General features: G+C 69.6%; 16 protein-coding genes. 9 read left to right on the forward strand and 7 right to left on the reverse strand.

What is annotated here, in order from left to right; all coding sequences use genetic code 11:
- Positions 1 to 3 precede the first annotated feature (3 nt).
- The 4 genes from E6C76_RS18400 to E6C76_RS18415 all read left to right on the forward strand — a co-directional run bounded on the left by E6C76_RS18400 (position 4) and on the right by E6C76_RS18415 (position 3,720).
- Positions 4 to 204: a zinc-finger domain-containing protein gene (locus E6C76_RS18400; protein ID WP_136349716.1), complete on the forward strand. Its 201-nt coding sequence runs from the start codon at positions 4 to 6 to the stop codon at positions 202 to 204.
- A 79-nt stretch (positions 205 to 283) separates the two neighbouring features.
- Positions 284 to 1,246 (forward strand): hydrolase, encoded by a 963-nt coding sequence (locus E6C76_RS18405; RefSeq protein WP_230976321.1) that lies wholly within the window; start codon positions 284 to 286, stop codon positions 1,244 to 1,246.
- A 116-nt stretch (positions 1,247 to 1,362) separates the two neighbouring features.
- Positions 1,363 to 2,751: a phosphomannomutase/phosphoglucomutase gene (locus E6C76_RS18410; RefSeq protein WP_136349718.1), complete on the forward strand. Its 1,389-nt coding sequence runs from the start codon at positions 1,363 to 1,365 to the stop codon at positions 2,749 to 2,751.
- A 105-nt stretch (positions 2,752 to 2,856) separates the two neighbouring features.
- Positions 2,857 to 3,720, forward strand: coding sequence for an HDOD domain-containing protein (locus E6C76_RS18415; protein WP_136349719.1), 864 nt, complete (start codon positions 2,857 to 2,859; stop codon positions 3,718 to 3,720).
- An 18-nt stretch (positions 3,721 to 3,738) separates the two neighbouring features.
- On the opposite strand, the gene E6C76_RS18420 is transcribed toward E6C76_RS18415, so the two are convergent.
- The 4 genes from E6C76_RS18420 to E6C76_RS18435 form a co-directional block, all read right to left on the reverse strand.
- A complete protein-coding gene (locus E6C76_RS18420) occupies positions 3,739 to 5,241 on the reverse strand; it encodes a sensor domain-containing diguanylate cyclase (protein ID WP_136349720.1) in 1,503 nt (500 codons plus the stop codon).
- Between the two features lie 129 nt (positions 5,242 to 5,370).
- The gene (gene alaS, locus E6C76_RS18425; RefSeq protein WP_136349721.1) at positions 5,371 to 7,992 is read right to left on the reverse strand and encodes an alanine--tRNA ligase; all 2,622 of its coding nucleotides are present in this window, start codon (positions 7,990 to 7,992) and stop codon (positions 5,371 to 5,373) included.
- A 6-nt stretch (positions 7,993 to 7,998) separates the two neighbouring features.
- A complete protein-coding gene (locus E6C76_RS18430; RefSeq protein ID WP_136349722.1) occupies positions 7,999 to 8,415 on the reverse strand; it encodes a type II toxin-antitoxin system VapC family toxin in 417 nt (138 codons plus the stop codon).
- Positions 8,396 to 8,653: a ribbon-helix-helix protein, CopG family gene (locus tag E6C76_RS18435; protein ID WP_136349723.1), complete on the reverse strand. Its 258-nt coding sequence runs from the start codon at positions 8,651 to 8,653 to the stop codon at positions 8,396 to 8,398. The genes E6C76_RS18430 and E6C76_RS18435 overlap by 20 nt, the downstream gene beginning before the upstream one ends.
- A gap of 118 nt (positions 8,654 to 8,771) precedes the next feature.
- Between E6C76_RS18435 and E6C76_RS18440 the strand changes: the two genes are divergently transcribed.
- The 3 genes from E6C76_RS18440 (at position 8,772) to E6C76_RS18450 (ending at position 15,112) form a co-directional block, all read left to right on the forward strand.
- Positions 8,772 to 9,323 (forward strand): cob(I)yrinic acid a,c-diamide adenosyltransferase, encoded by a 552-nt coding sequence (locus E6C76_RS18440; RefSeq protein WP_136349724.1) that lies wholly within the window; start codon positions 8,772 to 8,774, stop codon positions 9,321 to 9,323.
- Between the two features lie 279 nt (positions 9,324 to 9,602).
- Positions 9,603 to 12,224 carry a diguanylate cyclase gene (locus tag E6C76_RS18445; RefSeq protein ID WP_136349725.1) on the forward strand — a complete coding sequence of 874 codons (2,622 nt, stop codon included), beginning with the start codon at positions 9,603 to 9,605 and terminating at the stop codon, positions 12,222 to 12,224.
- A 302-nt stretch (positions 12,225 to 12,526) separates the two neighbouring features.
- Positions 12,527 to 15,112, forward strand: coding sequence for a diguanylate cyclase (locus tag E6C76_RS18450; RefSeq protein ID WP_168734379.1), 2,586 nt, complete (start codon positions 12,527 to 12,529; stop codon positions 15,110 to 15,112).
- 21 nt (positions 15,113 to 15,133) lie between these two features.
- On the opposite strand, the gene dinB is transcribed toward E6C76_RS18450, so the two are convergent.
- Positions 15,134 to 16,207: a DNA polymerase IV gene (gene dinB / locus E6C76_RS18455; protein WP_136349858.1), complete on the reverse strand. Its 1,074-nt coding sequence runs from the start codon at positions 16,205 to 16,207 to the stop codon at positions 15,134 to 15,136.
- Between the two features lie 263 nt (positions 16,208 to 16,470).
- Positions 16,471 to 18,093 (reverse strand): methyl-accepting chemotaxis protein, encoded by a 1,623-nt coding sequence (locus tag E6C76_RS18460; RefSeq protein WP_136349727.1) that lies wholly within the window; start codon positions 18,091 to 18,093, stop codon positions 16,471 to 16,473.
- 319 nt (positions 18,094 to 18,412) lie between these two features.
- Here E6C76_RS18460 and E6C76_RS18465 point away from each other — a divergent pair, with 319 nt between their 5' ends.
- Complete coding sequence (locus tag E6C76_RS18465; protein ID WP_136349728.1) at positions 18,413 to 18,850, forward strand: universal stress protein; 438 nt, start codon at positions 18,413 to 18,415, stop codon at positions 18,848 to 18,850.
- Between the two features lie 85 nt (positions 18,851 to 18,935).
- Here E6C76_RS18465 and E6C76_RS18470 read toward each other — a convergent pair whose 3' ends face one another.
- Positions 18,936 to 19,799 (reverse strand): DMT family transporter, encoded by an 864-nt coding sequence (locus tag E6C76_RS18470; protein WP_136349729.1) that lies wholly within the window; start codon positions 19,797 to 19,799, stop codon positions 18,936 to 18,938.
- Between the two features lie 130 nt (positions 19,800 to 19,929).
- Between E6C76_RS18470 and E6C76_RS18475 the strand changes: the two genes are divergently transcribed.
- Complete coding sequence (locus E6C76_RS18475; RefSeq protein ID WP_136349730.1) at positions 19,930 to 21,315, forward strand: aminotransferase-like domain-containing protein; 1,386 nt, start codon at positions 19,930 to 19,932, stop codon at positions 21,313 to 21,315.
- Positions 21,316 to 21,372: the final 57 nt, after the last annotated feature.

Below are 21,372 nucleotides of genomic sequence, written 5' to 3' on the forward strand. Positions count from 1 at the left end.
ATCATGGCCGAAAACACCGACAAGAATCACGCGGTCGAGGTGACCGCGCACGATCTGCCGCTGCACTGTCCGCAACCCGACGCCCCACTGTGGGCGCGCCATCCGCGCGTGTTCCTCGACGTGCTGAAGGAAGGCCAGGCCACCTGCCCGTACTGCAGCGCGCACTACGTGTTCACCGGCGAGCGGCCGGCCGGCCACCACTGAGCCCGCGCGCCGTGCCCGGGGCATGCACCCGGTACGGCGGCGCCAGACCACCTGGCCCGGCCGCCCCGGAGTGCATCGAGTGAGCACCTTCCGTACCCCGTTCTGGCTGCCCGGCGCGCATGCGCAGACCCTCTGGCCACTGGCCCGCAAGGGCCACGCCCCCGCCCTGCGCCGCGAGCGCTGGGACACCCCGGACGGCGACTTCATCGACCTCGACTGGCTCGCCGCCCCGCACGGCGCCGACCGCCCGCTGGTCGTACTGTTCCACGGCCTGGAAGGCAGCAGCCGCTCGCACTACGCGCGGGCCCTGCTGCGCGCCCTGGACGCGCGCGGCTGGCGCGGCGTGGTACCGCATTTCCGCGGCTGCTCGGGCGAGCCGAACCGGCTCGCGCGCGCCTACCATTCCGGCGACAGCGCGGAAATCGACTGGATCCTGCGCCGCATGGCCCCGCTGGCCGGCGGCGCGCCGCTGTTCGCCGCCGGCGTCTCGCTGGGCGGCAACGCCCTGCTGAAATGGCTGGGCGAACGCGCCGAAGAGGCCACCGGGCTGGTCGCCGGCGCGGCGGCGGTCTGCCCGCCGCTCGACCTGAGCATCTCCGGGCGCGCCCTCGGCCAGGGCTTCAACCGGCTGTACAGCGAACACTTCCTGCGCACGCTGCGCGGCAAGGCGCTCGCCAAGCACGCCCGCCACCCCGGCCTGTTCGACGCCCAGCGGGTACGCCGCGCACGCAGCCTGTACGAATTCGACGACGTGTATACCGGCCCGGTGCACGGCTATGCCGGCGCCGACGACTACTGGCGGCGCGCCTCCAGCCGCCCGTGGCTGGGCGGCATCCGCGTGCCCACCCTGCTGCTCAACGCCCGCAACGACCCCTTCGTGCCGCCGGCCGCGCTGCCGCAGGCGGGCGAACTGTCCCCCGCGGTGCGCTTCGAATGTCCCAGGCATGGCGGCCACGTCGGCTTCCTGCACGGCGCCTTCCCCGGCCGTATCGACTGGCTGCCCGCCCGCCTGCTGCAATACTTCGACACCCTTTCGCGCTGAGAAAGGCGGCCCTGCGCGCTGCGGCGGGTTCAAGCGCCCGGCCGGCTCTGGAATAATGGGCCCCGCGCGCCATTCCCGGCGCGCCCACGCCCGCCGCCACCTGCCACGGACCCTCCATGACCACCGCACACGCCCTGCCCGCCGCCGAAATCTTCAAAGCCTATGACATTCGCGGCATCGTCGACAAAACCCTCACCGAGGACGCCGTGCGCGCCATCGGCCACGCCCTCGGTTCCGAAGCCGTGGCACGCGGCCAGCGCGAGATCGCCGTGGGCCGCGACGGCCGCCTGTCCGGCCCGGCGCTCGCCGGCGCGCTGGCCGACGGCATCCGCGCCGCCGGGGTGGACGTGGTCGACATCGGCTGCGTGCCCACGCCGCTGAGCTACTTCGCCGCCTGGGAGCTGGGCACCGACTCCTGCGTGAGCGTCACCGGCAGCCACAACCCGCCGGACTACAACGGCCTGAAGATGGTGCTGGGCGGCCACACCCTGTACGGCGAACAGATCCAGGCCCTGCGCCGGCGCATCGCCGACAACGCGCTCACCCACGGTGCCGGCGGGCTGCGCCGGGCCGACGTGCGCGCCGCCTACCTGGACCGCGTGTGCGGCGACGTGAAGCTCGCACGACCGATGAAGATCGTCATCGACTGCGGCAACGGCGTGGCCGGCGGCATCGCCCCGCAACTGTTCCGCCGCCTGGGCTGCGAGGTGGTCGAACTGTTCTGCGAGGTGGACGGCCGCTTCCCCAACCACCATCCGGACCCCTCGCGCCCGGAAAACCTGCAGGACGTCATCCGCGCCCTGCGCGACACCGACGCCGAACTGGGCCTGGCCTTCGACGGCGACGGCGACCGCCTGGGCGTGGTCACCAAGGACGGCGAGATCATCTACCCCGACCGCCAGCTCATGCTGTTCGCCGCCGACGTGCTGGCGCGCGTGCCGGGCGGGCAGATTCTCTACGACGTCAAATGCACCCGCAACCTGGACGGCTGGGTGCGCCGGCACGGCGGCGAACCGCTGATGTGGAACACCGGCCACGCGCTGGTCAAGGCCAAGCTCAAGGCAACCGGCGCGCCGCTGGCCGGCGAGATGAGCGGCCACGTGTTCTTCAAGGAACGCTGGTACGGCTTCGACGACGGCCTGTACGCCGGCGCCCGCCTGCTGGAGATCCTCTCGCGCAACGCCGACCCCAGCGCGGTGCTGAAGGCGCTGCCGGACGCGGTGAGCACCCCGGAACTGAACATCCGCATGAACGAGGGCGAACCCTTCGAACTGGTGCACCGCCTGCGCGAACAGGCCCGCTTCGCGGGCGCCGACCGGGTCATCACCATCGACGGCGTGCGGGTGGAATACCCGGACGGCTTCGGCCTGGCCCGCCCGTCCAACACCACGCCGGTGGTCGTGCTGCGCTTCGAGGCCGACGACGAGGCCGCGCTGGCGCGCATCCAGGATGACTTCCGCGGCGCACTGAACGCCGTGTGGCCGGGCGTGCAGCTGCCCTACTGATATACGGAAAACGGCTCCACTGCGTAATCTGCACGGAATCGGAGGCCGGCCGGCATGGTATGCTGTCGGCCTGATTCCGCTGACAAGCCACCATTTCCCACAGCCATGCAGAGCACGGAAGAATCCCTGGCCGACGACGCCCTGCGCGACGTCAACATCCCCGCCTGTCCCGCCGTCCTCGCCCAGGTCATGGAGGAACTGCGCAAACCCCTGACCAACGGCAAGCGCGTCGCCCAGCTGATCGGCCAGGACGTCGGCCTTGCGGCCGTCGTGGTGCGCTCGGCAAACTCCCCGCTGCTCGGCGTGCGGCGCAAGATCGCCTCGGTGGACGAAGCCACCCGTCTGCTCGGCTTCGGCCTGCTGACCAACCTGGTGCAGGAAGCCCTGCTGCGCAGTTCCATCACCGCCACCGATGCCTCGCTCGAACGCTTCTGGGACAGTTCGCGCTACACCGCCGCGGCCAGCGCCGAACTCGCCCGCGTGGTCGGCGGCGCGCGCCCGGAAACCGCCTACACCTTCGGGCTGTTCCGCGACTGCGGCATTCCCCTGCTGGTCCAGCGCTTTCCCAACTACAAGGACGTCCTGCGGGTGGCCAACCAGACCACCGACCGCTGGTTCACCGAAGTCGAGGACGAGGCGCTGAGCACCAACCACGCGGTCATCGGTTATCTGCTGGCGCGCTCCTGGGGGCTGGCCGACGAGGTCAGCCAGGGCATCCTGTCCCATCACGACTATTCGATCTTCGCCGCCGGCGGAGGGCCGGGCGGCGAGGCCCGCACGCTGGTGGCGATCAACCTGATCGCCGAGCACGTGGTCGGCACCTACCTGCGGACCTCGCAGGACGCCGAGTGGGTGAAGGGCCGCGAGCCGGCCGCGCGCTTCCTGGGCTATTCGCAGACCGAGCTGGACGACATCACCGACGACCTGCTGTACTGGCTGGACGAGCAGAAGAGCGAAGGCAACGCCTGACCCCGCCGCGCGCGGCCCTCAGCCGCCGACGATCTCGTCCTCGGCGGCCCACTCCACCCGGTTGCGTCCGCCCTCCTTGGCGCGGTAGAGCGCACGGTCGGCACGCGCCGTCAGCGTGGAGAAATTCTCCCCGGGCTTGAACTCGGCCACGCCGAAACTCGCGGTCAGACTGCCTACGCCGGGAAACGGCTCGCCCTCGATCAGGCGGCGCATCTTCTCCGCCAGCACCAGCGCCTCGGCCAGCCCGGTGGCCGAGGCCAGCAGCAGGAATTCCTCGCCGCCCCAGCGCGCCAGCAGATCCGAAGCGCGCACCCGCGCGCCGAGCCGCTGCGCCACCTCGCGCAATACCGCGTCGCCGGCCTCGTGGCCGTGGCGGTCGTTCACCATCTTGAACCAGTCGATGTCGAACAGCACCACGCTCAACGGGTCGAGGTGGCGGCGCGCGCGCGCCATCTCGGCCTCGGCGCCCTCTTCCAGGCGGCGGCGGTTGGCCAGGCCGGTGAGCCGGTCGGTGGAGGCGGCCTGGGCCAGTTCGGCGTTGGCGCGGCGCATCTGCTGGTTGGCCTGCTCCAGCTCCTGGCGGGCCTGCTCCAGTTCTTCCTCGATCCGCCGGCGCGCGGTGATGTCGCTGATCGCCGTGATCACCGCCGGCCGGCCGCCGAACTCGCCGGGCATGGCGGACAGCAGCGCCCACAGCGGTTCGCCGCTGGCGCGCAGCAGGCAGACCTCCAGATCGTTCACCGCACCGTGCTGGTTGAGCAGCTGCAGCACGCGCACGCGATCCTCGTCGAGCAGGAAGAAATCCGCCGACGAACCGCCGAGCAACTGCTCGGCGCCGACGCCGGCCATTTCCTCGGCCTTCGGATTGACGAACAGCACCTGCCCGTCGCGCGCGTCCGACACCACGATGGCCGTGGGCGCCAGCGCCAGCACCCGGCGCAGGCGCTCTTCGCTGTTGCGCAGTACCTCGCCGGCGCGGTGCTGCTCGGTGACGTCGGAGATGGTGCGCACGAAGCCGCCGCCCGGCAGCGGAACGTGCTTGCCCTCATAGTCCCGCCCGTGGTGCACGAAGGTATGGCGGAAGGCCTTGCCGTCGCGCGCGCGCGCCATGGCGCGCTCCAGCACGCGCTCGGACAGCGCGTTCTCGCCGGCCCAAAGCCGCAGCACGTCGGCGAAGGGCGGCTGGCCGAGCAGGAATTCCTGGTCGAAGCCGGTGATCTCGGCGAAGCGCTGGTTGAAACTCGCCAGGCGCTGCTTGCCATCGACCATGATCACCGCCTCGGCCATGTTCTCCATGGTCGAACGCATGATCGCCGCGTCCCGCCGGCGCTCGGCCAGCAGACGGAGCAGACGGCGGTTGGCGCGCAGCAGCGCCCACACCGAGCCGGCAAGCACCAGCAGGCCGATCACGGCCGCGCACAGCAGATACAGGCTGGTGGTGGAAAAGGTTTCCAGCCAGCGTTCGATGAACCCCGGGCCGGCCGCCCGGGCCGCGGATGCCGGGAGCGTACAGAAAGCCATGCCGGCCGCGAGGCGGCCGGCAGATGAAAGCGGGAAACGGCGGGAAGAGCAGCGGTCGACAGCCTCGCGGCCGGCGCTCCGGCGGACGCTGCTGGCGAAGCACTTCGCCACGTCCGCTCCCCGCCGCGCCTAGAGCCGCTCGGCCACCCAGGCGCCGACCTGCTCCAGCGCCGCGGGCAAGGCCGCCGGATCGGTGCCGCCGGCCTGCGCCATGTCCGGCCGGCCGCCGCCCTTGCCGCCGACCTGCTGGGCGACGAAGTTGACCAGTTCGCCGGCCTTCACCTTGCCGGTCAGATCGGCGGTGACCCCGGCGATCAGGCTGACTCTGCCATCGGTGGTGGAAGCCAGCACGATGGCGGCGGACTTCAGCTTGTCCTTCAGCTTGTCCATGGTCTCGCGCAGGGTGGGCACGTCGGCGCCTTCCAGCGTGGCGGCGAGCACCCGGGCGCCCTTGACCTCGACGGCCTGGCCGGCGAGGTCGTCGCCCTGGCTGGCGGCCAGCTTGCTCTTCAGGCGGGCCAGTTCCTTTTCCAGCGCGCGCACGTTGTCGAGAATGCCGGCGACGCGCTCGGCGACCTCGTCCGGCTGCACCTTGAGCAGCGCGGACATGCCCTGCACGCGGCGCTCCTGCTCCTGCGCGTAGCGCAAGGCGTTGGCCCCGGTGACCGCCTCGACGCGGCGCACGCCGGCGGCCACGCCGCCTTCCATGACGATCTTGAACAGGCCGATGTCGCCGGTGCGCTCGATGTGCGTGCCGCCGCACAGCTCCTTGGAGGAACCGATGCTGAGCACGCGCACCTCGTCGCCGTACTTCTCGCCGAACAGCATCACCGCGCCGGATCTCTGCGCGTCGTCCAGGGCCATCACGCGGGCGTCGGTGGCGGTGTTGGCGAGGATCTCGGCATTGACGATCTCTTCCACCTCGCGGATTTCCTCGGCGGAGAGCGGCGCGCCGTGGGCAAAGTCGAAGCGCGTCTTGTCCGGGTCCACCTGCGAGCCCTTCTGCTGCACGTGCGCACCCAGCACTTCGCGCAGCGCCTTGTGCATCAGGTGGGTCACCGAATGGTTGCGCGCGGTGGCGGCACGCGCGGCGGCATCCACGCGCGCGCTGACCGGCTGGCCGACCGCGAGCCGGCCGGTCTTCACCACGCCGTGGTGGCCGAACACGGCGGCCTGGATCTTCAGCGTGTCCTCGACGGCGAAGATGCCGCCCACGCCGCGCAGTTCGCCGCGGTCGCCCACCTGGCCGCCGGACTCGGCGTAGAACGGGGTGTTGTCCAGCACCACCACGCCCAGATCGCCCTCGACCAGTTCGTCGACGGGGGCGCCGTCCTTGTACAGCGCCAGGATGGTGCCCTGCTCTTCCAGGCGCTCGTAGCCGTGGAAGGCGGTTTCCGGCCCTTCGTATTCCAGGTTGGCGGCCATCTTGAACTTGCCGGCGGCGCGCGCCTGTTCCTTCTGGCGGGCCATCGCGGCGTCGAAGGCGGCGGCGTCCACGCTCACCCCGCGCTCCCGGCAGATGTCGGCGGTGAGGTCCAGCGGGAAGCCGTAGGTATCGTGCAGCTTGAACGCGGTGTCGCCGTCGAACACGGTCTTGCCGGCGGCGGCCAGCACGTCCAGTTCGGCCTCGACGATGGCCATGCCGTGTTCGATGGTGGCGAAGAAGCGTTCCTCTTCCTGGCGCAGCACGTCGGTGATGCGCCGTTCGCCGGCCTTCAGCTCGGGGTAGGCCGCGCCCATCTCGGCGACCAGATCGGCCACCAGGCGGTGGAAGAAGGCGGCGCGCGCGCCCAGCTTGTAGCCGTGGCGGATGGCACGGCGGATGATGCGGCGGAGCACGTAGCCACGCCCTTCGTTGCCGGCGATCACGCCGTCGGCGATCAGGAAGGAACAGGCACGGATGTGGTCGGCCAGCACCTTCAGCGAGGGGGACTCCATATCTGCGGCGCTGGTCTCGCGCGCGGCGGCGCGGATCAGGTTCTGGAAGGAATCGATCTCGTAGTTGCTGTGCACGCCCTGCAGCACCGCGGAGATGCGCTCCAGGCCCATGCCGGTGTCCACGCTGGGCTTGGGCAGCGGGTGCATCACGCCGGCCTCGTCGCGGTTGAACTGCATGAACACGTTGTTCCAGATCTCGATGTAGCGGTCGCCGTCTTCCTCCGGGCTCCCCGGCGGACCACCCCAGATGTCCGGGCCATGGTCGTAGAAGATCTCGGTGCACGGGCCGCAGGGGCCGGTGTCGCCCATCATCCAGAAGTTGTCGGAGGCGTAGCGCGCGCCCTTGTTGTCGCCGATGCGGATGACGCGCCCGGCGGGCACGCCGACTTCCCTGGTCCAGATGTCGTAGGCCTCGTCGTCCTCGGCATACACGGTGACCCACAGCTTGTCCTTGGGCAGCTTGAACACTTCGGTGAGCAGTTCCCAGGCGTAGCTGATGGCGTCGCGCTTGAAGTAGTCGCCGAAGCTGAAGTTGCCCAGCATCTCGAAGAAGGTGTGGTGGCGCGCGGTGTAGCCGACGTTTTCCAGGTCGTTGTGCTTGCCGCCGGCGCGCACGCATTTCTGCGAGGTGGTGGCGCGGCTGTAGGGGCGCTTGTCGAAGCCGAGGAAGACGTCCTTGAACTGGTTCATCCCGGCGTTGGTGAACAGCAGGGTCGGGTCGTCGTGGGGCACCAGCGAGCTGGAGGCGACGATCTGGTGGCCCTTGGACTCGAAGAACTTGAGGAATTGGTCGCGGATTTCGGCGGATTTCATTTCAGCTCAGTGAGATACCAATACGTTGTTGAAGCGGGAACGGTCCGGAAGGCAGTAAACGTCGAAATCCCGGTCGAAGGTAAGAATATCGCGCACGCCCGATTCGCTGGCGAGCACGATGAGGGAGCCGTCCGCCACGTCCATCGGCAGATCGCGGTACTGGTCGGTCATCTGCCGGATCAGCGCGACGGCGCCCGCCCCCGGCGCGACGACCTCCACACCGCCGCGCTCCACCCATTGCAGAAAGGCCAGTTGGCGATCCACGCTGTGGCCGAGCAGATGGCCGACTTCGGTCAGCACCGGCCAGGTGGTCAGCAGGCTGCCCTGATAGGTTTCGATGAACGCGCGCGCCAGTCCGTGGCGCCGGTCCGTCGGCTCGAAGAGCGCGATCAGCGGGCCGGAGTCAGCGATCGTTCTCTGCACGCAGGCGTTCCACGATGATGCGGCGGGTGGTTTCCTTGCCGGAGAAATCGGCACTGCCGCCTTCCCCGTCGCCGAACAGATCCTTGCCCAGTTCGTAAGGCGTTTTCTTGGGCACCACGCGGGCAAGGTATTCCCGCAACCCGGCCTTGACCAGTTCGCTCTTGCTGCGCCCCGTCTGCGCGGCGGCGCGGGCCAGTTCGGCTTCCAGTTCGGGATCGAGGCGGATCGACAGGGTCATCTGCACCAGTCCTTGTAATACACAGCGTATCGCATCGTATGCCGCACCTCCGTGCAAGTCAATCCGGCGGCCGCTTGCCCCTATAATTCGCGGTTCCACCCACCCGCCGGAGCACAGCATGGGACACCGCCTTTCCAAGATCTACACCCGCACCGGCGATGCCGGCACCACCGGCCTGGGGGACGGCAAGCGCGTCTCCAAGAACAGCCTGCGCATCCACGCGCTGGGCGAGGTGGACGAGGCCAACGCCATCATCGGCGTGCTGCTCTGCGAGGATCTTCCCGAGGCGGTGCGCGCGCTGCTCACCGACGTGCAGCACGATCTGTTCGATCTGGGCGGCGAAGTGTGCATTCCCGGCATGAGCATGATCACCGGCAAGCAGGTGACCCATCTGGAGAACCAGCTGGACGCCTTCAACGCGGAGCTGGAGCCGCTCAAGGACTTCATCCTGCCGGGCGGCACCCGCGCCGCCGCGCTCGCCCATCACGCGCGCACCGTATGCCGCCGGGCCGAACGGGCGCTGGTCGCGCTGACCCAGGAAGAGGCGGTGAACGACGGCCCCCGCCAGTATCTCAACCGCCTCTCCGACCTGCTGTTCGTGCTCGGCCGCGCGCTCAACCGCGCCGGCGGCCGGGGCGATGTGCTGTGGCAGAAACGCAAGAACGCGTAAACGCAAGAACGCCGGCGGGCCTCCGTGGATATTGCTGACGCATGATTGTTGGCATACCATCGGCAAATCGATATTTGCATTGATGCATATCCTTTTGGCATCGGGCAACCCAAAATAGTCAGTCCGCTTTTCCGGTACTCACGACTTTCGTCATATCATCCGGCGTCACCGGACGTTTCATCATGCAGAAACACGCGCCTCATCCAGGCCGGCCGCTTTCCTGCATCCGGACCGCCCCGCTACCAAGGGGCCGGCACCTCCCTCTCCGCCGATACGCCCATGCCTCTGCACCACGCCGCCTCCTTCGCCACGAACAAGCTCCGCAGCGTTCTGGCCCACATCACCCCGCGTTCGCTCGCGGTCATGGCGGTGCTGGTTCTGGCATTCCTGGTGTACTGGGCGATGCTGCTGGACTCGCAGCACAAGCAACTGGCCCATTCCGAAGAGCAGGCCCGCCTGCGCGCCACGCAGATGTCCGCCACGCTGGCCGTGCAGGTCGAAACCCTGGTCACCGGGCTGGAGCACCTGGCGCGCAGCCTGGCCGCCGAATACGCCAGTTCGCCGACGAGCTACTTCAAGCGCTCGGTGCACACCGCGCTGACGGTATTCCCGCCGGGCAGCATCACCCAGATCGCGGTGGCGGACGGGGACGGGCGCATCGTTTATTCCAACCTCGCCCCGTCGCAGGGGCAGTCCTCGGTTTCCATCGCCGACCGCGAGCACTTCCGCGTGCACCGGGACAGGGCGGCCGATCCCCGCCTGTTCATCAGCCACCCTGTTCTCGGGCGGGTTTCCGGCCTATGGACCATCCAGTTCTCCTACCCCATCCTCGATCCACGGGGCGCGTTCGCCGGGGCCGTCGTGCTGTCGGTTGCGCCGGACTACATCTCCGGCTACTTCCGCGAAGTGTTCGCCACCGACACCGACGTCGCCATGCTGCTGCACGGCGACGGCACCTACCTCGCGCGCTCCGCCACGCAGAGCCGGGTGCTGGGCAGCCGGGTACCGCCGGAACGCGAATTCCTGCGTGCTCCGCAAGCACGCAGCGGCGAATATTTCATCACGGCGCCGGTCGATGGCGTGCTGCGCTACTACGCCTGGCACCGGGTCCGCGAGTACCCGCTGGTGGTCAGCGTCGGCCTGAGCCAGGAGCAGGCCCTGGCATCCGTGCGCGCCAACCTGCGCGACAGCCTGCGGCGCAACGTCATCGGCACGCTGCTCGTGCTGGGCGCCTCGTTCTGGATCGTGCTGCTGTTCGCCCGGCTGCGCCACGACCGCCAACTGCTCGCCGAGGGCGAGGAACGCTTCAAGCTGGCGCTGGAGGGCGGCAACCTGGGCGCGTGGGATTGGAACATCCGCAGCGGCCGGCTGATCTTCGACGAACGCTGGTGCAGGATGCTCGGCTACCGATCCGGCATGCTCGAGGCCGAACTGGAAACGGTGCGCCGCCTGGCCCACCCGGACGACTGGGTGAAGATCCAGGCCGCCCTCAATACCCATCTGTACGGCCGCAGCGAACTGTTCGAGATCGAACACCGCGCCCGCCACCGCGACGGCCACTGGATCTGGGTGCATGCGCGCGGGCGGGTCACCCACCGCAGCGCCGAAGGCCAGCCGCTGCGCATGGCCGGCACCCAGGCCGACATCAGCCAGCGCGTGGCCGAAACCCTGCTGCGCCGCGCGCTGCTCGACAACACCGGCGCGGAGATCTTCCTGGCCACCCCGGGGCGCGACATCCGCTTTTCCAACCAGCGCGCCATCGAGACCTTCTCGCCGGACGGCCGCTCGCTGGACGGCCGGAGCATGCGCGCGATCCACTGCGACGACGGCGCCTATGCGGACTTTCAGCTCCACTACACGGCGCTGCGCGCCGGCAAGAGCATCCGCACCGAGTACCGCCTGCGCACCGCCTCCGGCGAGCCGCGCTGGTTCAGCATTCACGGCACGCTGCTGGACCCGAACCAGACGGATGGCGACGTGATCTGGACGATGATCGACGTCACCGAGCGCAAGCAGGCGGAAGAGGCGCTCGGCGCAGCGCGCGGGCGCCTGAGCCAGATCATCGAGCACTTCCCCGGCGGCATCCTGGTGGAGAACGAAGACGGCCGCGTGGTGGTGGCCAACCAGGCCCTGTGCGACCTGTTCGCCTCCGTCCCCACGCCCGCCGCCAGCCTGGTCGGCCAGGAGCATGTAGCGCTGCGCCGTCTGTTCCCCCGCGAGGTGCTGGACATCGTGCTCTCCAACGAGACCACCAGCCCGAGCGAAACCCTGCTGGCCGACGGCCGCAACATCCGCGCCACGCGGATTCCCATCCGGCACGGCACGCAGGGCGTCGACCGCCTGTGGATCGTGCATGACGTCACCGAGCAGCGCCGCCACGAACAGGTGCTCGAACAGCTTGCCTCCACCGACGCGCTGACCGGCCTGGCCAACCGCCACACCTTCCTGGAACGCCTGGAGATCGAACTGGCGCGCATCGCCCGCGGCGGCCTCGGCGGCATGGTGGCCATGCTCGACCTGGATCACTTCAAGCGGGTCAATGATCGCTACGGCCATGCCGCCGGCGATGCCGTGCTGGCCCATCTGGCCGGCATCCTGCGCCGCGTGCTGCGCCGCGAGGACATGGCCGCGCGCCTGGGCGGCGAGGAATTCGCCCTGCTGCTGCCCGGCGCCGACCCGGCCGGCGCGGCCGCGCTCAGCGAGCGCCTGCGCGCCGCGCTGGAGCAGAGCCACATCGAAACCCTGAGGGGCGACATCCGCATCACCACCAGCATCGGCCTGACCTCGCTGGCCGGCGACGCCAAGACGCTGCTCGCACGCGCAGACGCCGCGCTCTACCGGGCCAAGAACAGCGGGCGCAACCGCGTGGTCATGGCGTCGGACGAGGACGTGCCCGCCTGACCGCCGGCGAAGGGGCACCCCGGGCGAAACGGCGGCGGGGCCACCGCCGCGCGCGGCCCACGCCCGCGCCAGAGCGTGTCCGGGCGCACGACGCGGCCGGGAAACCCGCATCAATCCTCCCCGCCCGGCGATGATTGGCCCTGACATCTCTTTCGCCTACCATCGCGCTGCGGCAGGACGGCCTGCCCCTGCCTGCCCCCCGGCCGTACGCATGGCGGCCGCCAGCCAACGCCCTTCCCCGGACCACCATGGTGACGACTCCAGCAACCGGCCGCTCCGCACCGCCTCTGCGTGCAGCACGCATGCTGCTCCGGCATGTCACGCCGCGCTCGCTCGCCGCACTGCTCGCGATGGCGCTGGCCTGCCTGCTGTACTGGTTGCTGCTGCTCGATTCGCAACGCGGGCAACTGGCCCAGACCGAGGCGCAGGCCCGCCTGCGCGCCACGCAGATGTCGGCCACGCTGGCCATCCAGGTCGAAACCCTGGTCACCGGGCTGGAGCATCTGCTGCGCAGTCTGTCCACCGGGTACATGAACTCATCGAAGCGCGACTTCGAACACGCCGTCCGCTCCGCGCTCACCATCTTTCCGCCCGGCAGCATCAGCCAGATCGGCGTGGCCGACGCACAGGGCCGGTTGGTCTATTTCAGCCAGTCGCACAACGCTCCGCCCAACGGCCCCGCGACGATCTCCGTGGCCGACCGCGACTATTTCCACCTCCACGCCACGCGCGACACCCCGCGCCTGCACATCGCCCAGCCGCTGCTCGGACGCGTTTCCGGGCAGTGGGTCATCCCGTTCTCCTACCCCTTGCTGACGCAGGATGGGCGGTTCGCCGGGGTGGTGGCGCTGTCGGTCTCGCCGGACTACATCTCCGGCTATTTCCGCGAGGTGCTCGCCACCAACCGCGACGTCGCCGTGCTGCTGCTCGACGACGGCGCCTACCTGGCGCGCTCGTCGATGCAGAACGACGTGCTGACCAGGCGCGTTCCGCCGGACCGCGAATTCCTACGCACCCCTTCGCAGCGCCACGGCGAGTACCGGCTCCCCTCGCCCGTGGACGGCGTCGAACGCTACTACGCCTGGCACCGCGTGACGCACTATCCACTGGTGGTCAGCATCGGCCTGGACCGCGAACACGCGCTGCAGCGCACCCGCGACACCCTGCGCGACAGCCTGTGGCGCAACGTCCTGGGCACCGTGCTGATCCTGTGCGCCGCGCTGTGGATCGTCCTGCTGTTCGCCCGCCAGCACCGCAACCACGAACTGCTCGCGGAAAGCGGGGAACGCCACAAGCTGGCCCTGGAAGGCGGCAGCCTGGGCTCCTGGGACTGGGACGTCGGCAACGACCACATGATCTTCGACCCGCAATGGTGCGCCATGCTGGGCTACGCGCCCGGGGAACTGGCGCCGACCCTCGACACCGTCCGGCGCCTGGCCCACCCCGACGACCGCGACAAGGTTCTGGGCAGCCTCGACGCGCACGTGCGCGGGCAGACGGAGGTCTTCGAAGCCGAGCACCGCGTCCGCCACCGCGACGGCCGCTGGATCTGGGTGCATGCGCGCGGCCGCGCGACCCATCGCACGAATGACGGCCTCGCGCTGCGCGTCACCGGCACCCAGGCCGACATCAGCCAGCGCGTGACCGAGACCCTGCTGCGCCGCGCCTTGCTCGACAACACCGGCGCCGCCATCTTCCTGGCCACGCCGGAGCGCAGCATCCGCTTCTCCAACCAGCGCGCCATCGACATCTTCTCCGACGACGGACGCCCGCTGGACGGCCGGAGCATGCGCGTGATCCACTGCGACGACAACGCCTACGAAACCTTCCAGGTCCACTACCGCCAACTGCGCGAAGGGGGCGGCAGCGTGCGCATGGAAAGCCGCCTGCGCACCCGCCACGACGAAATCCGCTGGTTCAACCTGCACGGCACCCTGCTGGACCCGGTCCAGCCCGACGGCGACGTGATCTGGACGATGATCGACGTCACCGAGCGGCGGCGCGCGGAAGAAGCCCTGAGCGCGGCGCGCGGGCGCCTGGGGCAGATCATCGAGCACTTCCCCGGCGGCATCCTGGTGGAGAACGAGGACGGCCGCGTGGTGGTGGCCAACCAGACCCTGTGCGACCTGTTCGCCACCACGCCGACCCCGGCCGCCGGCCTGATCGGCCTGCAGCACGCCGCGCTGCGCCAGCGCTTCCCCCGCGAAGTGCTGGACACCGTGCTTTCCCACCAGACCACCAGCCCGGGCGAGGCCCTGCTGGCCGACGGACGCAGCCTGCACGCCACGCGGATTCCCATCCGCCATGCCACTGAAGGCGTCGACCAGCTCTGGATCGTCCATGACGTCACCGAACAGCGCCGCCACGAACAGACCCTGGAACGCCTGGCCTCCACCGACACGCTGACCGGCCTCGCCAACCGCCACACTTTCCTGGAGCGCCTGGAGATCGAACTGGCGCGCATCGCCCGCGGCGGCCCCGGCGGCATGGTGGCCATGCTCGACCTGGACCACTTCAAGCGGGTCAACGACGGCTATGGCCACGCCGCCGGCGATGCCGTGCTGGTCCATCTGGCCGGCATCCTGCGCCGCGTACTGCGCCGCGAGGACATGGCCGCGCGCCTGGGCGGCGAGGAATTCGCCCTGCTGCTGCCGGGCACCGACGCGGCGGGCGCGGCGACACTCGGCGAACGCCTGCGCAGCGCGCTGGAGCACAGCCGCATCGAGACGTTCAAGGGCGACATCCACGTCACCACCAGCATCGGCCTGGCCCCACTGGCCGGCGACGCCAGGACGCTGCTCGCGCGCGCCGACGCCGCGCTCTACCAGGCCAAGAACGAGGGCCGCAACCGCGTGGCCATGGCACCGGACGAGGACGTGCCCGCCTGAGCGGAACGGGCAGTGCGCAAATCAGGTGGATTCGCCGAACAGGTCGAGCTGCCCGGCTTCCTCCGCATCCTCTGCGAAACGCACGCCCACCCCCAGCAGGCGCACCGGCCGGCCGCCGCCGCGCGCATGGCCTTCGTCGAGCAGCGCGAGCCACAGGTCGAGCGACGGCGCGTCGGCATTGCGCTCCACGGTGGTCTGGGTGAAATCGGCGAACTTCACCTTGACGAAGGCCTTGTTCACTGTGACCGCCTCGCCCACGCGGGCGAAGCGGCGGGCGAAATCCTCGGCGAGCGCGGGCAGCGCCGCGCGGCAGGCCGGCAGGTCGGCCAGATCGGTGGTGTAGGTGGTCTCCACCGACAGCGACTTGCGCACCCGCTCGGGCGCCACCGGGCGTTCGTCGATGCCCCGGCACAGGCGGTACAGCCGCGCGCCGAAGCTGCCGAATTCGGCCACCAGCCCGGCCTGCGTCCACCCGCGCAGATCGCCGCAGGTCTGCGCGCCGAGGCGGCGCAGGCGCTCGGCGGTGACCTTGCCCACGCCGAAGATCTTGTTCACCGGCAGCGCGGCGACGAAGGCGTCCACCTCTTCCGGACGCACCACGAACTGGCCGTCGGGCTTGTTCCAGTCGCTCGCCACCTTGGCGATGAACTTGTTGGGCGCGATGCCGGCCGAGGCGGTGATGCCGACTTCCGCCTGGATGCGCGCGCGGATTTCCTGCGCCATCAGCGTGGCGCTGCCCCGGCAGCGCTGCACGCCACTGACGTCCAGATAGGCCTCGTCGAGCGACAGCGGCTCGACCAGCGGCGTGTAGTCGCGGTAAATCGCCAGGATCTGCCGGGAAGCCGCGCGGTAGCGCTCGAAATCCGGCGGCAGCAGCACCAGTTGCGGACACAGGCGCAAGGCGTGGGCGGACGACATCGCCGAACGCACGCCGAAGGCACGCGCCTCGTAGTTGCAGGTGGCGATCACCCCGCGCGCACCCGGCCGCCCGCCCACCGCCACCGGCTGCCCGGCCAGCTCGGGCGCGTCGCGCACCTCGATGGCGGCGTAGAAGCAGTCGCAGTCGCAGTGAATGATCTTGCGTGGGGGGCGGATGCCGCCCGGCGGTTCGTCGGAAATATCCACAGTGGCCGCCGTGCGCGACGGAATCCAGTTCAATTGCCCAAAATCTGCCCGCGGACCCGGGATGCGGAACAGCCCCCGGAACACCCGCCCGCGGGATGATCGGGCAATTCGCCAAAAGTGCCAATGACTAGGGCGTGTTCACACTATCCGCGGCGGATCGCGTGGGTCTGTGTAGCCGTCTGGCCGCATGGATACCTGCCTACCTCCCCCTCAGAGCCCGTCCCGATCCCCGCTCAGCAACGGAAGCGCTCCACCATGCCATTGAGCTCATCCGCCACCCGCTCGGCGGACTTGGCGGAATCCGCGGTGCTGGCCATGGCAGCGCTGGTCTCTTCCACCATCTGGGCGATACTCTCCACCTGCTGGGCGATGGCGGTGCTCGCAGCACTCTGCTCCCGGGTGGCCAACGCGACGTCACGGATGCGCTCCAGCGTGACCGCAGCCCCCTCGCGGATCGCCCGCAGCGATCCTGCCGCATCATGCGCCAGACCGACACCGTGCTCCACCTTGGGCAGCACTGCATCCATGGCGGAGACCGCGGAACCGGTCTCGTTCTGGATCGCACCGACCATTTCACCAATCTGCACGGTCGCTGCGGCGGTGCGTTCGGCCAGGCCGCGCACCTCATCGGCCACCACGGCAAAGCCACGGCCCTGCTCACCGGCACGGGCGGCCTCGATGGCCGCGTTGAGCGCCAGCAGGTTGGTCTGCGCGGCGATGTCACGAATCACGCCCGTGACGGTACTGATTTCTTCGGCACGCGCTTCCAGCTGACGAATCGCCGTTGCCGCAGTGTTGACACTGTCGGCAATCTTGCCGATTTCATCGGCCGCCTGACTCACCCGGTGCTCACCTTCCTCAGCCATGTCGGCCGCCGTGGCAGAACTGTGCTCCGTGTCTTGCGCGCTTTGGGAGATGTGGCTGATGCTCACCGTCATCTGCTCCACTGCCGCCGCCATTGCCGAAGTGGCATCGGACTGGTTGCGCGCGGCGATCGCCACCTGGTCCGCGGCCTCGGCAATGTGCGCGGCATTGCCGATCAGCGTGTGGGCGCTGTTGCCCACTCCGCCCACCATTTCGCGCAGCCCGTTGATCATGGTTTGCAGAGACGCCAGCAGGCTGCCCGGGGATGCCTGGCCGACGCCGGCGCTGAGGTCGCCCTGACTGGCACGCTCCATCAAGCGCATCGCCAGCAACGGTTCGCCACCGATCTGGTTGAAGATGGCGCGTGCGATCACCCACGCAGCCACCCCCACCAACAGGCTGGCAACCAGCACGCCGATGACGGATTTCAACAGCTGGCCCCGGAAGGTACGGTCCAGATCGTCGATGTAGAGTCCGGTTCCCACCACCCAGTCCCAAGGCTGGAAATGCTCCAGGTAATGCAGCTTGGGCACCTGCTCATCGCTGCCGGGACGGGCGGTCCAGGTTTGCACGTAACCGTTGCCTGTCAGCGCGCCATCGACCAGCGCCCGTATCACGTACTGGCCGGATTTGTCCTTGCGCTCCCAGTGGCTCACCCCCACGTAGCCGGGCTGTATGGGATGCATGACCCCCATGGCCTTGCTGTCATAGACGTAGAAGTACTCATTGCCGAGAAAACGCATGTCACGCAACACGTCGGCCGCACGGCGCTGCGCCTCTTCCCGGGTCATCTCTCCTCTGTCTTCCCTGGCCTGAAAGGATTTGACCGTGGACATGGCGAGATCTATGGTCGCCACCAGGGTCGCCTTGCGATCGTCGATCAGTTGGGTACGCAGATGCAGTGCCTGCACGCTGGCAAGACCGGCCAGCCCGGCCAGGGCGACCGCAACAAGAATGAGCAGGCGCCCTCTCAGCCCCAGATTTCGAAACATGACACGGCACCTCCATGTAAAACGAATGAGTCGTACCGATGACAGGCGTACCCGGCGAATTTAGCCCTAACGGATATTGCCGTTATTGATCCAGGGCAACTGCCTCCACCCGCCACAGCGGAGCCGGGAGAACAGGAATCTGCAAGGGAAGAGACCGCCACGGCCGCCATGCATGCCGGCACGGCGGCGGTGCTTCTGGTATGGTGGCCACGGGTCGAGCGCAGTCCCCGCCATTCATGGCGGGGACTGCGAGACCAGCGTGCCCGGCGCCAGCCAAATCGACCCTCCCCGCCCGATCCGCAACTACGAGGAATCACTCATGGCAGAGATCAAGACCATCCTGTTCGCCACCGATTTTTCCGACGGCGCCGCGCGCGCCTGCGACCTCGCCAGCTCGCTGGCCAAACTCGCCGGCGCCAGGGTGCACGTGCTCCACGTGATCGCGGAACTCACCGAGCGCCGCGCCCACCGCCTGCCGGCGGAGGTCATCGACATCCTCGTGCGCGACGTGGAAGCCCACGCCATCGAGGACATGCAGAAGTTCATCGACACCCACTTCGCCAGCCTGGCGACCAGCAACGCAATCGTCATCGGCACCGCCCACGAGGAAATCGTCCGCGAAGCCATCAAGATCGATGCCGACCTGATCGTCATGGGCACCCACGGGCGTACCGGCCTGGAAAAGATGCTGGTCGGCTCCACCGCCGAAAAGGTCGTGCGCAGCTCGCCGATTCCGGTGCTCACCATCCGCGAGTGAATCGCCCCCATCGGCGGGCCGGCCACGGCCGGTCTGCCGGCGGGTTGCTCTAGGGTGTGCGCCGGCGCCCGCCGGCAGACGCTGCTCAGTTGGCGAAGCGCCGCGCCCCGGCCACGCAGGCCACCGCGCCCAGCGTGCCGGCCAGCATCCCCCAGCTCACCGTCTCGTGCAGCAGCAGGGCCGCCAGCGCAAGGCCGAGGAACGGCTGCAGCAACTGCAGTTGCCCCACTGCCGCGATGCCGCCCTGCGCCAGGCCGCGATACCAGAACACGAAGCCGATCAGCATGCTGAACAGCGACACGTAGGCCAGCCCCAGCCACGCCGGCGCGCCGACCCGCGCGAAGGATTCCGGCAGGCTGAGCAGGCCCAGCGGCAGCATCACCGGCAGCGCCAGCACCAGCGCCCAGCTGATCACCTGCCAGCCGCCCAGGCGGCGGGACAGCCGGGCGCCCTCCGCATAGCCCAGCCCGCACACCACGATGGCGCCGAGCATCAGCAGATTGCCGCGCGCGGAAGCCTCCACGCCCCCGCGCAGCGCATAGCCCGCCACGCACAGGCTGCCCAGCAGCGCGAACACCCAGAACGCCGGGCGCGGGCGCTCGCCCGCGCGCAGCACGGCGAAGATGGCCGTGCCCAAGGGCAGCAGGCCGAGGAAGACGATGGAATGCGCCGAGGACACCTCGCGCAGCGCCAGCGCGGTGAGCAGCGGAAAGCCAACCACCACGCCCAGCGCCGTGACGGCGAGCGCAGGCAAGTCCGCGGGCGACGGCCGGCGCGCGCGCAGCAGCCAGAGCAGCGCCCAGCCCGCCACGGCGGCGATGCTCGCCCGCGCGCAGGTGAGGAACACAGGGTCCAGATCCATCACCGCCACGCGGGTGGCCGGCAGCGAGCCGGCAAAGATCAGCACGCCGATCAGCCCGTTGATCCAACCGCTCGCCATCCTGTCCATGCGCCCCCCTGCGTTCCGTATGCCCCGCAGTACATCACGGCGCATGGAAGCCCCACCACATACGGAGCAGTACGATTCCCGATAACTGTTATGCTTTCCTGAGCAACACAGTTCGCCGAGAACGCTGCCGATGAGCAAGCCCCCCACCCGCATCGACGCTGTCATGGAGGCCGTCCGCACCCGGATCGCCTCGCGCGCCTATCCGCCCGGCACGCGCCTGCCCTCGGTGCGCGCGCAGGCCAAAGCCATGGGGCTGTCGGTGTCCACCGTGGTGGAAGCCTACGAGCGCCTGGTCGCCGAGGGCGTCCTGCGCGCGCGGCCCGGTTCCGGCTTCTACGCCGCCGGGGCCGCCGCGCCGCTGGCCCTCGCGGAACTCGTCCCGCGCCTCGACCGGGAGATCGATCCGCTGTGGATCTCGCGCCAGTCGCTGGAAGCCGGCGCCGCCGCGCTGATGCCCGGCTGCGGCTGGCTGCCGGCCGACTGGATGTACGAGGCCGGCATGCGCCGCGCGCTGCGCGCGGCCGCACGCGCGCCCGCCGGCGTGCTGGCGGACTACGCCACGCCGCTCGGCCTGCCCGCGCTGCGCCAGTTGCTCGCCCGGCGCATGGCGGCCACGGATGTGGAAGCCGCGCCCGAGCAGATATTGCTGACCGAATCCGGCACCCACGCCATCGACCTGATCTGCCGCTTCCTGCTGCAGCCGGGCGACACCGTGCTGGTGGACGACCCCTGCTACTTCAACTTCCACGCCCTGCTGCGCGCCCACCGGACCAAGGCCGTGGGCGTACCCTTCACCCCCAGCGGGCCGGACCTCGACGCCTTCGCGGCCGCGCTGCGCGAACACGCGCCACGGCTGTACATCACCAACTCCGGCCTCCACAACCCCACCGGCGCGGCGCTCTCGCCGCCGGTCGCGCACCGCCTGCTCAAGCTCGCCGAGGCCGCCGACCTGGCAATCGTCGAGGACGACATCTTCACCGACTTCGAGATCGACCCGGCCCCCCGGCTGGCCGCCTTCGACGGCCTGTCGCGGGTGATCCAGATCGGCAGCTTCTCCAAGACCCTCTCCGCCGCGCTACGCTGCGGCTACATCGCCGCGCGCGCCGACTGGATCGAAGCGCTCGCCGATCTCAAGATCGCCACCACCTTCAGCGGCAGCCAGCTGTCCGCCGGCATCCTGTTCGACGCACTGACCGGCAGCGGCTACCGCAAGCACATGGAAAGCGTGCGCCTGCGCCTGGCCCGGGCGATGGCGCAGACCATCACCCGGCTGCGCGCGCTGGGCATCGAGCCCTGGGTGGTGCCGCGCGCCGGCCTGTTCGTCTGGTGCCGGCTGCCGGCAGGCATCGACGCCGCCGACGTCGCACGCGCCTGCCTGCGCGACGGCGTGGTGCTGGCGCCCGGCAACGCCTTCAGCCAGTCCCAGCGCGCCGGCGGCTTCCTGCGCTTCAACGTGGCGCAATGCAGCGACGAGCGGGTGTTCGAGGTGCTGGCGCGGGCCTTGTCGGCGGGCTGAAGCGGTCGCCCCCTCTCCCCGACCCTCTCCCGCGAGGGGAGAGGGAGAAAACCAGCG

The sequence above is a fragment of the Pseudothauera nasutitermitis genome, from assembly GCF_004801295.1.
GTDB classification, from domain to species: Bacteria; Pseudomonadota; Gammaproteobacteria; order Burkholderiales; family Rhodocyclaceae; genus Pseudothauera; species Pseudothauera nasutitermitis.